Source organism: Phyllobacterium sp. 21LDTY02-6 (genome assembly GCF_023554255.2).
Classification (GTDB): domain Bacteria; phylum Pseudomonadota; class Alphaproteobacteria; order Rhizobiales; family Rhizobiaceae; genus Phyllobacterium.
The window spans coordinates 666,057-679,100 of sequence record NZ_JAMJWD020000001.1 but is presented as its reverse complement, the minus strand read 5'-3'; the positions used below and the strand labels follow the sequence as shown (position 1 = coordinate 679,100).

Genomic DNA, 13,044 nt, shown 5'->3' with positions numbered 1-13,044 from the left:
GGGATGGACAATAGATGCCGGGCCGCTTCAGGCCAGATAGAGACTCCACAATATATAGAGCCAGATACCCGCAACGAGAACAACCGAAATGAGAACCGCAAGCGAGCCGCAATCCTTGGCGATCTGGATTTCCTTGTGAAAGTCCTTTGAGACCGCGTCGCAGGCGGCCTCGATTCCGGTATTGAGCACCTCGATCATGATGAGGAATAGCAGTGAGCCGGTCAGGAGCAGGAATATGAGCGCCGAGGGCGCGATTGCCGCTGCAACCGGAATGGAAAGCAGGAAGATCGCCAGTTCCTGCTGGACGGCCTTCTCGTTCCTGGCGAGATGCCGCAATGCCCTCATCGAGTTGATGAAGGCGGCGATCAATCGTTGCATGGCTGCGCCTCCAATCCCTTGAACCTAGCGATCACTGGCCGAATATGAACCGTCAATCATGATCATGATTGGCAACGACGATACTGCCGCTCGCGGCAAATTGCGGCAGACCATCGTCAATCTCATAATAATCGCCCTTGTCGGCAACGAAGATATGGCACTCCCCCTTCAATCCGGACGGAGCCTCGAACGCACCGGCCATGACGGAGATATAATCCAGATCGTCATGCTTCCAGAACAGTGCCGAACCGCAATCACGGCAGAAGCCGCGCCTTGCCTGCTTGCTTGCGCGATACCAGCTCAGATGGTCGGTACCGGAAATCTCGATATTATCGTCAAGAACGTTGGTCGCCGCATAATGATGTCCGGACTGTTTGCGGCATTGCGTACAATGGCAATAGACGACGCCACGCAACGGACCGCTGGTCTTGAAGCTGACTTCGCCGCAAAGACATGACCCCGTATGTATATCCGCCATCCCTGCCCCTTCGGAGGTTTGTTGCCGCATCTAGCCCTGCCTGGCAGGGCGTCTGGCCGCCACGGCCAACAAAGCCGCGCCGAAAAGCGCTGACAGCAGCGAGCCCATCAGGACGCCGAGCTTTGTTTCGTCCTGCAATATGGTCGAGTCCGAATAGGCCAGCAGCCCGATGAACAGGCTCATCGTGAAGCCGATGCCGCACAGGATGGCTACGCCGTAGAGCTGCGTCCATGTCGTTCCTGCAGGCCGCTCCGAAAGGCGCAGCTTGATGGCGAGCCAGGCAAAGGAGAAGACGCCAAGCTGTTTGCCTATGAACAGCCCTGCCGCGACGCCGAGCGGCACCGGATCCGCCAGATTGGAGAGAGCGACGCCACTGAACGAGACGCCGGCATTGGCGAAGCCGAAGATTGGCACCACCGCGAAACCGACCCATGGCTGGATCGCATGTTCGAGCGTATGCAACGGCGATTCCGAAGCGGCTTTGCCGCTGCCGCGCATTGGTATCGCCAGCGCCAGCAGCACCCCGGCTATGGTTGCGTGGATGCCGGACTTGAACACCAGTATCCAGAGGATGACGCCGAGGATGACATAGGCCCAGAGCTGCATCATGCCCATGCGGTTCATTGCAATGAGGATCAGGAACACCACGGCCACGCCTATGAGCGCCGGCACGTGAATTCCACTCGAATAGAAAAGCGCGATGATGATGACGGCGCCAAGGTCGTCGATGATCGCCAAGGCCGTCAGGAACACCTTCAGCGACATTGGCACGCGCGAGCCGAGGAGCGAAAGTACGCCAAGCGAAAATGCGATATCGGTCGCCGATGGAATCGCCCAGCCGTGGATCGTATTGCCCCTGTTAAACGCGATGAAGATCAGCGCAGGCACCAGCATGCCGCCCACTGCCGCAAAACCCGGCAATGCGCGGCGCGGCCAGCTCGACAATTGCCCGCTGATCATCTCGCGCTTGATTTCCAGTCCGACGAGCAGGAAGAAGATCGCCATCAGGGCATCATTCACCCAATGGAGTATGCTCAATCCGCCGACCTCGACATGCAGAAGGCCGAAATAAAGCTCGCTCCAGGGCGAGTTCGCCACCACCAGAGCAAGCGCTGCAACGATCATCAGGATGATGCCGCCAGAAGCTTCATTCTCGATGAAGGAACGGAAGGCTTTGGAAAGGCGGACGCGGCGAGGTTCTTTTTGCATGCCGACTTGATAGAATCCGGAAGCAAAAAACACCAGTCGAAAGTCATTCATAACGTGATTATGAACTGCCAAAGTAAAAGGGCGACCCAAAGGCCGCCCTTTTCACATGGGTATTCGTCGCTGCTTCAAGCGTTGACCGCCAGCTTCTGTGGCTGACTGTCGCGTTCCTTCTTCAGCAGTTCGGCAACGAGAAACGCAAGTTCCAGTGCCTGGTCGGCATTGAGTCGCGGATCGCAATGCGTGTGGTACCGATCCTGCAGATCATCGGCGGAGATAGCGCGGGCGCCACCGGTGCACTCGGTGACGTTATTGCCCGTCATCTCGATGTGAATGCCACCTGCATAGGTGCCCTCGGCATGATGAACTGCAAAAAACGCTTCTACCTCTTTCAGGATGCGGTCGAACGGCCGTGTCTTGTAGCCATTCGCGGTGATCGTGTTGCCGTGCATCGGATCGCATGACCATACGACATTGCGGCCTTCCTTTTGCACAGCCCGAATGAGCTTGGGCAGATGATCGCCAACCTTGTCATGGCCGAAGCGGGCGATCAGCGTGAGCCGCCCAGCCTCGTTGGCGGGATTCAGCAAGTCGATCAGGCGCAGAAGATCGTCCGGCTCGAGCGACGGTCCGCACTTCAGGCCAAGCGGATTCTTGATGCCGCGGCAATATTCGATATGTGCATGGTCGGCCTGCCGGGTGCGGTCACCGACCCAGATCATGTGCCCGGACGTGGCGTACCAGTCGCCCGAGGTCGAATCCACGCGGGTCAGGGCTTCTTCATAGCCAAGCAGCAGAGCTTCATGGCTCGTGTAGAAATCCGTCTCGCGCAATTGCGCGTTCGTCTCGGCGGTGATGCCCACTGCCCGCATGAAATCGATCGTGTCCGAGATGCGCCGGGCCAACATGCCATAGCGCTCGCCCTGCGGGCTGTCGGCGACAAAGCCGAGCATCCACTGGTTGACGTTCTCAAGATTGGCGTAACCGCCCTGCGCGAACGCACGAAGCAGGTTGAGCGTCGCCGCCGACTGCCGGTAGGCCATTTCCTGCCGGGCAGGATCAGGGATGCGAGCCTGTTCGCTGAACTCGGTTCCATTGATGATGTCGCCGCGATAGGCCGGGAGCTCGATGCCGTTCTTGGTTTCGGTGTCCGAGGACCGCGGTTTGGCGAACTGGCCTGCGATGCGCCCGATCTTCACCACCGGCTGCGATGCGCCGAACGTGAGTACGACTGCCATCTGCAGGAACACGCGGAAGAAGTCGCGAATATTGTCAGCGCCATGCTCGGCAAAGCTCTCGGCGCAATCGCCGCCCTGCAACAGGAATCCTTCGCCATGGGCAACGGCGGCAAGCTGTCTTTTCAGCTTGCGTGCCTCACCTGCAAATACAAGCGGCGGATAGGTGCGAAGACGAGCCTCGACATCGCTCAATGCCTGAGCGTCCGGGTAAAAAGGCACCTGCTTGATCGGTTTGCCTCTCCAGGATGTCGGTGTCCAGTTCTTCGTCATTATTGCACCTGTTGCTTGCTTTCTACATGTTGATTAGGTCAAAACTTATGGGTTGAAGTTTCCGAAAATGTCTCAGAAGGCGCTCATATAGTCTAATTATGTGACACGCACCAGTCCTGATCACAGCGCTTCGACAACGACGCTTCGGCATATGACGAAACCATTGCCCTGGCCGCCGAATAATATTACCTTTACGTCAAGGTAATATGGAGACTTCGATGGAGGAGATCAGCTTCCGCGCTGCGGACGGCTTCGAGTTGCGTGGCAGCTTGTTCAAGGGAACAGGCCACAAGCCGGCAGTACTCCTGTCGTCGGCTGCGGCCGTACCTGAAACGTTCTATCGCCATTTCGCGGCGTTCCTGGTCGAGAACGGCGCATCCCACGTGCTGACCTATGATTATCGCGGCGTGGCGAAATCGTCTGCGGACAAGAAATGGAGATCGCGGCTGAACATGAAGGATTGGGGCGCGCTGGATTTACCGGCTGCGCTTCAGGAACTCAGCGCCCACGCGAACGGCAACAGGATCGTCGGTATCGGCCATTCATTCGGCGGCGTCGCACTCGGATTGAACGACCACTCGGCCCGCTTCGACCGATATGCCACCGTCGCGTCCCTTTCGGGATATTATCGCAACACAGCCGAACCTTTGGCGGTATTCGCCCGAATGAATCTCGTCGGTGTCCCTCTTACCTTCCCCCTCGGCCGCCTTCCCAAATGGAGCGGCATCGGCGAAGCCTTGCCCGGAAGCATATTCCGCGATTGGGCCCGCTGGTGCAGAAACCGCAACTTCCTCTTCGAGGACGCCAAAGTCCCCGAAGCGCGCTTTTTTCCCACCGTCAGGACGCCTATTCTCAGTATCGGCATAAATGACGACCCTTGGGGGACGCCGCGCGCTATCGGTGCGTTGATGGAGCGCTTCGAGAATTCGACGATCCATGAAATCTGGCTCTCCCCCGAGGCAGGCGACAAGATCGGCCATATTGGCTTCTTCCGCAAGCATCGCGCCGATGCACTATGGGCGCCCGTCGCAAACTGGCTGTTGCAGGGTGACCTGCCGGCGGGGTCGTGCGCCTTGCACAGGCCAGAGGCCGCCTAGAAATTCACCCCACGCGCTCGCCTTTGACGATGCGATAGGTCGGATTGTACATCGTCACCAGTTCTTCCGCGGCAGTCGGATGCACTGCCATCGTCCTGTCGAAATCATCCTTTGTGCAGCCCGCCTTGATCGGAATGGCGAGCAATTGCGCCATTTCGCCCGCATCCGGCCCCAGAATATGCGCGCCGAGCACCTTGCGGCTCGCACCATCGACGACGAGCTTGGTCAGCATGCGTTCTTTCGCGCCCGAGAGCGTATTGCGCATCGGCCGGAACAGCGCCCTGTAGATTTCGACATTATCGAATTCCTTGGCTGCCTCTTCCTCCGAAAGGCCCACGGTGCCTATCTCAGGTTGCGAGAATACCGCCGTGGCAATCGTCCGGTGGTCCGGCTTCGTCGGATTACCCTTGAAAGCGGTTTCGAGGAAACACATGGCCTCATGAATGGCGACAGGCGTGAGCTGCACGCGGTTCGTGACATCGCCGACGGCCCAGATATTGGCGACATTGGTGCGCGAATATTCATCGACGACGACAGCTCCGAGTTCGTCGGTTTTCACCAGCGCATGCTCGAGCCCCAGCGATTGCGTGTTCGGCACGCGGCCCAATGCCACCATCACCTGATCGGCGACCATGGTCCCGCCCGACAGCAAGGCCACCTGCAGCCGGCCGGAATCGTCGCGCTTCACTTCCTTGAATATCTCGCCGCAACGGATCTTGATCCCCTTCGCCGTCATTGCCTCGTGCAGCAATTGGCGCAGGTCATGGTCGAAACGCGACAATATCTCCTTGCCACGGTAGACCAGTGTCACATCGACCCCAAGCCCGTGGAAAATATTGGCAAATTCGACTGCTATATAGCCGCCGCCCGCGATGACGATCGCCTTCGGCAGTTCCTTCAGATGAAATGCCTCATTGGAACTGATGCACAATTCATGGCCAGGCAAGGCGACATGCGGATTGGGGTGGCCACCTACAGCGATCAGTATCTGGTCGCTGGTGATCCTTTGTCCCGAGTTCAATATCTCGATCGTGTGGTCATCGACCAGTCTGGCCCGGCTGTCGAAGATCTCTACCTGGGCGTTGTCGAGTCCCTGCCGGTAAAGGCCTTCCAGCCGGGCGATCTCCTTGTCCTTGTTCGCAACCAGCGTCGGCCAATCGAACTTCGTTTCGCCGACGCTCCATCCGAAGCCCTTCGCGGCCTCGAAATGTTCGGGAAACTGTGAAGCATAGACAAACAGCTTTTTGGGGACGCAGCCGCGGATGACGCATGTTCCGCCCATCCGGTACTCTTCGGCTAGCCCGACGCGCTTGCCCATGGCCCCAGCCAGGCGACCGGCGCGAACACCGCCCGACCCTCCCCCGATGACGAAAAGGTCGTAGTCATAACTTGCCATGTGAAGACACTCCGAATCTGCGCAGAGCCAATATATGAGGCTTAACGGTCGAATTTAAAAGAGAAGGCCCGGCTTTCACCGGGCCTTCTCTAAACCATTAATTTCAGCAGATCAGGGTTTTGGCGCTGCCGGGGCTTCCGGCGCGGCGGGAGCGGTCGCGGCAGCAGCGGCAACGACCTTCTCGGCGACAGCCTGCGCCAGGTCGCGTGCAATGCCGCGCTCCCAGATGCCAGCTGCCTTGAGCACTTCGCGCGTCACGATCGGGCCTTCCGAAAGAAGCTTCTTGCCGGCAGGCGATGTGTAGAAGCCGGTGATCGCGTTGAGCTCTTCTTCAGTGAACGATACGGCGTAGGCGCGTGCAGCCTCGTTCTCCAGGTCGCCGCGGCGCGCGGCCAAGGCCAGCGCCTGCTCGTCAACGGTGGAACTGATTATGGATTCCAGATTGGGATCCTTCTGGATAAGCTCGGCTTTCAGCTGCTGCGCCACCTGGGGCAATATTGCATCGAACTGGTCGGTCGTGCGGATGGCGGTAACGGCGGCACGTGCAGCAGCCAGGTGAGATGGCGTGACGTCTTGCGCATAGGCAGACAATCCGCCGCCCAGCATGATTGCGATGGACAAAGGTGCAATCAAGCGGCGAAGGCCAGTTGCTCGGGTCATGAATTATCGCTCCGTTTTCTTCGTTGTCAGTGTCTGGATACCGTCAGCACCGGCCAATATGGCTATGCGCGCCAGATCCAGAAATAGCCCATGCTCCACGACGCCGGGTATGGCGTGCAGAGCTCTCGATAAAGCTCTTGTATCCGGAATGCGGCCAAAAGATGCATCCAGGATCAAATGCCCACCGTCTGTAACAAATGGTTGATCGCCCGTCATCCTCAATGTGATCGGACCGGACAATTCGAGATTGCTCGCAGCGCTTTCGATGGCGCGCCGGGTGGCGGAAAGGCCGAAACGATTGACTTCGATCGGCAGGGGAAACGCTCCCAACACGTCGACGCGCTTGGAGGCATCCGCGATGACGATCATGCGTTCGGACGCCGCCGCCACGATCTTCTCGCGAAGAAGAGCACCGCCACCGCCTTTGATCAGCGACAGTTCGGGATCGACCTCGTCGGCGCCATCTATAGTCAGATCGAGTGCCGGGGTTTCCTCGAGCGTCGTCAGCGGCACTCCGAGTTCCCTGCACAAAGCGGCCGTCCTCTCGGAGGTGGGCACGCCGATCACGCTCATCCCGTCGCGCACCTTGTCCGCCAGTACCCGCACGAATTCCTCGGCGGTCGATCCCGTGCCTATCCCAAGCCGCATGCCGTCCTGAACATAGGCGAGCGCCGTCACGGCGGCTTCGATCTTCAGCGCCCTCGCGTCCATTGGTCTCGCCCTCCCGTTCCAGCTTTGACTTGACACCGGGCTCCCTAGCACGTCAGACAATTGGGTCAAGCTCAAGATCGATTGCAGATCTACCATTTCCCTCCGAATTTGCAGGATCAGAATGTCTAAACCGATCATTGTTTTCGATCTCGATGGGACGCTTGTCGATACGGCTCCCGATCTTCTCGACAGCCTCAACCATTGCCTGGCCGAAGCAGGGCTGCAAAAGGTCGATCCGGTCGCGCTGCGCCAATATGTCGGCCATGGCGGACGGGTCATGATCGAACGGGCATTCGAGGCACAGCAGAAGCTCCTGAGCCCTGAACAGCTCGATTGGCTCGTCTCGATCTTCATCGACCACTATGGCGCCAACATGCCTGGGCATTCGGCCCTCTACGAGGGCGCCGCCGAGGCGATGGACGAACTCGCTGCCGCCGGTTACGCTCTCGCCGTCTGCACGAACAAGTTCGAGGGCCTGGCGACGAAGCTGCTCCGCGGCCTGAAGCAGGCCGACCGCTTCGGCGCCATTTGCGGCGGCGATAGCTTCGCCTTCCGCAAACCGGATCCGCGGCATCTGTTCGAAACGATCAGCAAGGCGAATGGCGACAGCGCCCGCGCCGTGATGGTGGGCGATAGCCGAACGGATATCGAAACGGCCAAGGCGGCTGGAATTCCGGTCATTGCCGTTGATTTCGGTTACTCCGACCAGCATGTTTCAGCCTATGGCCCGAGCCGCATCATTTCGCATTTCCGCGAGCTCAAGGTGGAAATGGCCAACAGCCTCCTGGCGGCTGTCAACGCCTGACGGAACCAACACGACCCTGGCGCGTTGAAGGCATCGGACAATGCCGGCATCACTGATCCACCGGCATGGAACGAGGCCCAGACCTCGGGAAACCGGAGGACCCATGAAAAAGCTTACATCATTCATTGCGGCGGCAGTCATGACGTTTGGCACGTTTTCGACCGGTGCACTGCCGGTCTATGCGGCGCCGATCACGCCACCTGCCATCGAGACGGGGAACACGCCGCTCCTCAATGTGCAGCACCGCCGGCACTGGCGAGGCGACCGGGGCTGGAGGGGCGATCGGCACTGGCGCGGTGGCCGTCATTGGCGCGGCGAGCGGCGCTGGCATCGCAATCGGCATTGGCGCGGCCACCGTTATGGCGGCTACCGCGGATACCGTTACCACCGTCCGGGCTACAGATATTATGATGGTGCATGGTTCCCGCTCGCAGCCTTCGGCACGGGCGTCGTAATCGGCAGCACCATAAACCGCCCGGTTTACCGCGGCGCACGTTCCCATACGCAATGGTGCTATAACCGCTACCGCTCGTATCGGGCCTATGACAACACTTACCAGCCCTATAATGGCCCACGCAGGCAGTGTGTCTCGCCCTATTGAGCAGGTGAACGATTTGGGGCCCGCCTGACTGTCGGGCCCTTCCACCGCTCAGCTCCCGTATATCTCGCTGAAACAGTTGGCTTTGCTGCCCCAGCGTCACGCTTGTCGCCCAATTTTTAGGCATTGCACGCGCCATAATCGCGACGCGTTGGAATATGCTTGCTTTTTCTGCCGAACGCGCTTGAATAAACCCGATAAAGGGGGATTTGAGTGAAGCCATTTGATGAAATGATTCAGTCCGGCGGCCTTGTTCGTCCGCCTTACCAACAATTGAAGAATTGGCTCGACACGCAAAATTCGGGCCGCCTGGCCCAGAAGGCGATCGACGCCGAGAACGTCTTCCGGAAAACCGGGATCACCTTTGCCGTGTATGGCGACGAGGAAGCCGCCGAGCGCTTGATACCCTTCGATATCATTCCGCGCATCATCACCGGAAACGAATGGCGCCGCCTCTCGCAGGGCATCGAACAGCGTGTCATGGCGCTCAACGCATTCCTCGACGACATATATCACCGCCAGGAGATCATTCGCGCCGGGCGTATCCCGCGCGAACTTTTCATGCACAATGATGCCTATCTGCCAGAAATGGTCGGCTTTCGCCCTCCCGGCAACGTCTATACCCACATTATAGGCGTCGATATCGTCCGAACCGAAGAAAATCAGTTCTATGTTCTGGAAGATAATGCCCGGACGCCCTCCGGTGTTTCCTATATGCTGGAGAACCGCGAAACGATGATGCAGCTCTTTCCGGAGCTGTTTCAGCAGATCAAGGTCCGTCCCGTCGAAACCTATCCGAAGCAGTTGCGCCAGTCGCTCGCCGCAGTAGCGCCACCGGGCTGCAAGGGAACCCCGACGATCGCGGTATTGACCCCGGGCATCTATAATTCGGCCTATTTCGAACATGCGTTCCTGGCCGATCAGATGGGTGTCGAACTCGTCGAAGGCGGCGACCTTCGCGTCGAGAATGGCAAAGTCGTCATGCGGACGACGGAGGGCAACCGTGCCATCGACGTTCTCTACAGGCGGGTGGATGACGCATTCCTCGACCCGCTGACTTTCCGCCCGGATTCCGCCCTCGGCGTTCCCGGTATCATGGATGTCTATCGTTCCGGCAACATCACCATTGCCAATGCACCAGGCACTGGCATCGCCGACGACAAGGCGCTCTATTCCTACATGCCCGAGATCGTCGAGTTTTATACGGGGCGCAAGGCGATACTTGAAAACGTCCCGACACATCGCTGTTCGGAACCTGACACGCTGAAATATGTGCTTGAGAATCTCTCGAGCCTGGTCGTGAAGGAGGTACATGGCTCGGGCGGATATGGAATGCTGGTCGGGCCTGCAGCATCGAAGAAGGAGTGCGAAGCCTTCGCGCTCAAGCTCAAGGCAAATCCAAAGAACTACATAGCCCAGCCGACGCTGGCTCTATCGACGACGCCGATCATGACAGAAAAGGGACTTGCGCCAAGGCATGTCGATCTGAGGCCTTTCGTGCTCGTCTCCGATCGCATCCGCATCACCCCCGGCGGCTTGACGCGGGTAGCCCTGAAAGAGGGCTCCCTGGTGGTCAATTCCAGCCAGGGCGGCGGTACCAAGGATACGTGGGTCCTGGACGACTAGCGATGTGAACGAACGTGACAAAGGGCCGGGCCAAGGCCGAACGCTGTAGAGGGATACTCATAGAATATGTTGCTTGGGCGTACTGCGAATGGTCTCTACTGGATGTTCCGCTACATCGAGCGGGCCGAAAATATGGCGCGGCTCATCGATGCCGGATTGAGAATGGCGCTGACCAAGACATCCGACGCTCCCGAAGAATGGTCCTCGGTACTCATGAGCGCAGGCGTCAAAATCGGCTACGATGCGAAGTACAACGAGTATAATGCAAGCCTCGTATCGGACTACCTGCTGCGCGATACCGGCAATCCCTCCAGCGTGATCTCCTGCATCGAAACAGCCAGATCCAATGCCCGCATGGTGCGCACGGCACTGACGCGGGAGGCCTGGGAGAGCGTCAACGAGACTTGGATGGTACTCAAGGCCACCCTCGCCTCGGCGATCGCCGAAACCGACCTGCCGCGGGTTCTCGACCAGATCAAGCGTGAAACCGCGATCATCCGCGGTGCGTTTCACGGCACCATGTTGCGCAACGAGATTTTCAACTTTGCCAGGCTCGGCACATTCGTGGAACGTGCGGACAGCACCGCCCGCATCCTCGACGTGAAATATTACGTCCTTCTGCCGTCGATTTCCTATGTCGGCACGACGCTGGACAATTTTCAGTGGGAATCGATTCTGCGCTCCGTCTCGGCCCATCGCTCGTATCGGTGGGTCTACGATGTCGAATACAACCCAGTGAACATAGCGGATTATCTGATACTCAATTCCCGCATGCCGCGTTCATTGAATTTCTGCTATTCGAATATCGTCGACAATCTCCAACATCTCGCGATCGACTACGGCGCAAGGCACGAATGCCACACCATGTCGGAAGCGATCATGACGCGGCTGGAAAACAACGAGATCCGTCACATATTCGACAATGGCCTGCACGAGTTTCTGAGCGACATAATCTGCGAGACAACCAGCTTGAGCAATGAAATTGCCCGAGCCTACAATTTCGATTGAGGACCATGCTTCTTACAATCCAGCATAATTCGCACTACCGCTATGATACGCCCGTGCATTACGCGATCCAGCGGTTGCGGCTTTATCCGCATAATTCGCCCGGGCAAAAGGTGCTGGAATGGAGCGTGACGCTGGAAGGCGCCACAGAGGAAGCAAATTATCGGGATGGCTATGGCAATCGCACCCAACTGATCAATATCGACCGCGGCGCGCAGCAACTCACTATCCGGGCCGAAGGAAAGGTGGAAACGGAAGATCATGCCGGTGTGCTTGGCAAGGTCTATAATTTCATGCCGACCTGGCTTTACGAGCGCGAAACGCCGCTGACGGAACCTGGTGAAGCGTTGCGGGAACTGGCAGCGACCATGCCGAAGGACAGCGATCGGCTGTCAATATTGCATCGCCTGATGGAAACCATAAACCAGCGCATCGCCTATGTGCCCGGCTCGACCAATGTCAACACCACCGGTGAAGAGGCGCTGGTTAGTGGCCAGGGCGTCTGCCAGGACCACACCCACGCCTTCCTCGCTTCGGCGCGGCTCCTCGGGATCCCTGCCCGCTATGTATCCGGCTATCTGATGATGCTGGATACGATCGAACAGACGGCGAGCCATGCCTGGGCCGAAGCCCATATCGACGGCCTCGGCTGGGTGGGATTCGATGCCGCGAACAATATCTGCCCGAACGAAACCTATATCCGCCTGGCCTGCGGCCTTGATTACCGCGACGCCGCACCGGTATCCGGTGTCCGCTTCGGACCCGCCATTGAATCACTTGCCGTCGAGGTCAATGTAGAGCAGTAATCGCTCGGATGATCGAATACGGGATTCGTTATGACCTATTGCATAGGACTGAAACTGGACCGAGGTCTGGTGTTTATGTCCGATACCAGGACCAACGCTGGTGTCGACAATATTTCGACGTTCAAGAAAATGTATACCTGGGCCAAGGCCGGTGACCGTGTAATCACCCTTCTTTCCGCTGGAAATCTGGCCACGACGCAGGCTGTCATCAGCATATTGAACGAGAGGACCAAGGCGCCCTCCGAGCGTTCACCATCCATTTACGACATGCCTTCGATGTTCCAGACCGCGCGCCTGATCGGCGACACGATCCGCGACGTGATCCACGAAGTCGATACCGAGGGACAACGCGCCGACTCCTTCGGGGCTTCCATTATTCTCGGCGGACAGATCAAGGGCGGAGACCCGCGCCTCTTCCTGATCTATCCCGAGGGCAACTTCATCGAAGCCACTCCGGATACGCCGTTCTTCCAGATCGGCGAGCATAAATATGGCAAGCCGATCATCGTGCGATCCTATGATCCCGCCCTCACCTTCGAAGAAGCAGCGAAACTGTTGCTCGTATCGTTCGATTCGACGCTGAAATCCAACCTCTCGGTGGGCTTGCCGCTCGACCTGCAATTTTACGAAACGGACAGTTTCAGGGTCGGATTCGAAAAACGCATCGAGCGGAACGACCCCTATTACGAGATCATCTCCGAGGGCTGGTCGCAGGCGCTGAAACTCGCATTTCAGAGCCTGCCGCCGTTTCAGATCAAGTAACAGGGCAT

Annotated in this window: 14 protein-coding genes; 7 read left to right on the top strand and 7 right to left on the bottom strand. The window is 58.3% G+C overall.

What is annotated here, in order from left to right:
- Positions 1-27: 27 nt before the first annotated feature.
- The 4 genes from M8997_RS03235 to M8997_RS03220 form a co-directional block, all read right to left on the bottom strand.
- The gene (locus tag M8997_RS03235) at positions 28-378 is read right to left on the bottom strand and encodes a diacylglycerol kinase (protein ID WP_250013586.1); all 351 of its coding nucleotides are present in this window, start codon (positions 376-378) and stop codon (positions 28-30) included.
- A 52-nt stretch (positions 379-430) separates the two neighbouring features.
- Positions 431-856: a GFA family protein gene (locus tag M8997_RS03230; RefSeq protein WP_250013584.1), complete on the bottom strand. Its 426-nt coding sequence runs from the start codon at positions 854-856 to the stop codon at positions 431-433.
- 30 nt (positions 857-886) lie between these two features.
- Positions 887-2,065 carry a Na+/H+ antiporter NhaA gene (nhaA, locus tag M8997_RS03225; protein ID WP_250013583.1) on the bottom strand — a complete coding sequence of 393 codons (1,179 nt, stop codon included), beginning with the start codon at positions 2,063-2,065 and terminating at the stop codon, positions 887-889.
- Positions 2,066-2,190: 125 nt separating this feature from the next.
- Positions 2,191-3,570 (bottom strand): class II 3-deoxy-7-phosphoheptulonate synthase, encoded by a 1,380-nt coding sequence (locus tag M8997_RS03220; protein WP_250013581.1) that lies wholly within the window; start codon positions 3,568-3,570, stop codon positions 2,191-2,193.
- 218 nt (positions 3,571-3,788) lie between these two features.
- On the opposite strand from M8997_RS03220, the gene M8997_RS03215 reads away from it, so the two are divergent.
- A complete protein-coding gene (locus tag M8997_RS03215) occupies positions 3,789-4,667 on the top strand; it encodes an alpha/beta fold hydrolase (protein WP_250013579.1) in 879 nt (292 codons plus the stop codon).
- Positions 4,668-4,671: 4 nt separating this feature from the next.
- On the opposite strand, the gene gor is transcribed toward M8997_RS03215, so the two are convergent.
- The 3 genes from gor to rpiA form a co-directional block, all read right to left on the bottom strand.
- Entirely contained in the window at positions 4,672-6,063 is a 1,392-nt protein-coding gene (gene gor, locus M8997_RS03210; protein WP_250013577.1) for a glutathione-disulfide reductase, read from the bottom strand.
- A 111-nt stretch (positions 6,064-6,174) separates the two neighbouring features.
- A complete protein-coding gene (locus M8997_RS03205; protein WP_250013574.1) occupies positions 6,175-6,723 on the bottom strand; it encodes a DUF2059 domain-containing protein in 549 nt (182 codons plus the stop codon).
- A gap of 3 nt (positions 6,724-6,726) precedes the next feature.
- A complete protein-coding gene (gene rpiA / locus M8997_RS03200) occupies positions 6,727-7,434 on the bottom strand; it encodes a ribose-5-phosphate isomerase RpiA (RefSeq protein ID WP_250013572.1) in 708 nt (235 codons plus the stop codon).
- 121 nt (positions 7,435-7,555) lie between these two features.
- Between rpiA and M8997_RS03195 the strand changes: the two genes are divergently transcribed.
- The 6 genes from M8997_RS03195 (at position 7,556) to M8997_RS03170 (ending at position 13,036) form a co-directional block, all read left to right on the top strand.
- Complete coding sequence (locus M8997_RS03195; RefSeq protein ID WP_250013569.1) at positions 7,556-8,239, top strand: HAD family hydrolase; 684 nt, start codon at positions 7,556-7,558, stop codon at positions 8,237-8,239.
- 103 nt (positions 8,240-8,342) lie between these two features.
- The gene (locus M8997_RS03190) at positions 8,343-8,840 is read left to right on the top strand and encodes a BA14K family protein (RefSeq protein ID WP_250013567.1); all 498 of its coding nucleotides are present in this window, start codon (positions 8,343-8,345) and stop codon (positions 8,838-8,840) included.
- A 228-nt stretch (positions 8,841-9,068) separates the two neighbouring features.
- Positions 9,069-10,463 carry a circularly permuted type 2 ATP-grasp protein gene (locus tag M8997_RS03185; RefSeq protein ID WP_256473175.1) on the top strand — a complete coding sequence of 465 codons (1,395 nt, stop codon included), beginning with the start codon at positions 9,069-9,071 and terminating at the stop codon, positions 10,461-10,463.
- Positions 10,464-10,529: 66 nt separating this feature from the next.
- Complete coding sequence (locus tag M8997_RS03180; protein ID WP_250013562.1) at positions 10,530-11,471, top strand: alpha-E domain-containing protein; 942 nt, start codon at positions 10,530-10,532, stop codon at positions 11,469-11,471.
- 5 nt (positions 11,472-11,476) lie between these two features.
- Positions 11,477-12,274, top strand: a complete 798-nt coding sequence (locus M8997_RS03175; protein WP_250013560.1) for a transglutaminase family protein — start codon at positions 11,477-11,479, stop codon at positions 12,272-12,274.
- Positions 12,275-12,304: 30 nt separating this feature from the next.
- Complete coding sequence (locus M8997_RS03170; RefSeq protein WP_250013558.1) at positions 12,305-13,036, top strand: proteasome-type protease; 732 nt, start codon at positions 12,305-12,307, stop codon at positions 13,034-13,036.
- Positions 13,037-13,044 lie beyond the last annotated feature (8 nt).

What these genes read in the sequence shown, in the direction of transcription:
- M8997_RS03235 (WP_250013586.1), bottom strand. Translation starts at nt 378, where the DNA reads ATGCAACGATTGATCGCCGCCTTCATCAACTCGATGAGGGCATTGCGG.
- M8997_RS03230 (WP_250013584.1), bottom strand. Translation starts at nt 856, where the DNA reads ATGGCGGATATACATACGGGGTCATGTCTTTGCGGCGAAGTCAGCTTC.
- nhaA (WP_250013583.1), bottom strand. Translation starts at nt 2,065, where the DNA reads ATGCAAAAAGAACCTCGCCGCGTCCGCCTTTCCAAAGCCTTCCGTTCC.
- M8997_RS03220 (WP_250013581.1), bottom strand. Translation starts at nt 3,570, where the DNA reads ATGACGAAGAACTGGACACCGACATCCTGGAGAGGCAAACCGATCAAG.
- M8997_RS03215 (WP_250013579.1), top strand. Translation starts at nt 3,789, where the DNA reads ATGGAGGAGATCAGCTTCCGCGCTGCGGACGGCTTCGAGTTGCGTGGC.
- gor (WP_250013577.1), bottom strand. Translation starts at nt 6,063, where the DNA reads ATGGCAAGTTATGACTACGACCTTTTCGTCATCGGGGGAGGGTCGGGC.
- M8997_RS03205 (WP_250013574.1), bottom strand. Translation starts at nt 6,723, where the DNA reads ATGACCCGAGCAACTGGCCTTCGCCGCTTGATTGCACCTTTGTCCATC.
- rpiA (WP_250013572.1), bottom strand. Translation starts at nt 7,434, where the DNA reads ATGGACGCGAGGGCGCTGAAGATCGAAGCCGCCGTGACGGCGCTCGCC.
- M8997_RS03195 (WP_250013569.1), top strand. Translation starts at nt 7,556, where the DNA reads ATGTCTAAACCGATCATTGTTTTCGATCTCGATGGGACGCTTGTCGAT.
- M8997_RS03190 (WP_250013567.1), top strand. Translation starts at nt 8,343, where the DNA reads ATGAAAAAGCTTACATCATTCATTGCGGCGGCAGTCATGACGTTTGGC.
- M8997_RS03185 (WP_256473175.1), top strand. Translation starts at nt 9,069, where the DNA reads ATGATTCAGTCCGGCGGCCTTGTTCGTCCGCCTTACCAACAATTGAAG.
- M8997_RS03180 (WP_250013562.1), top strand. Translation starts at nt 10,530, where the DNA reads ATGTTGCTTGGGCGTACTGCGAATGGTCTCTACTGGATGTTCCGCTAC.
- M8997_RS03175 (WP_250013560.1), top strand. Translation starts at nt 11,477, where the DNA reads ATGCTTCTTACAATCCAGCATAATTCGCACTACCGCTATGATACGCCC.
- M8997_RS03170 (WP_250013558.1), top strand. Translation starts at nt 12,305, where the DNA reads ATGACCTATTGCATAGGACTGAAACTGGACCGAGGTCTGGTGTTTATG.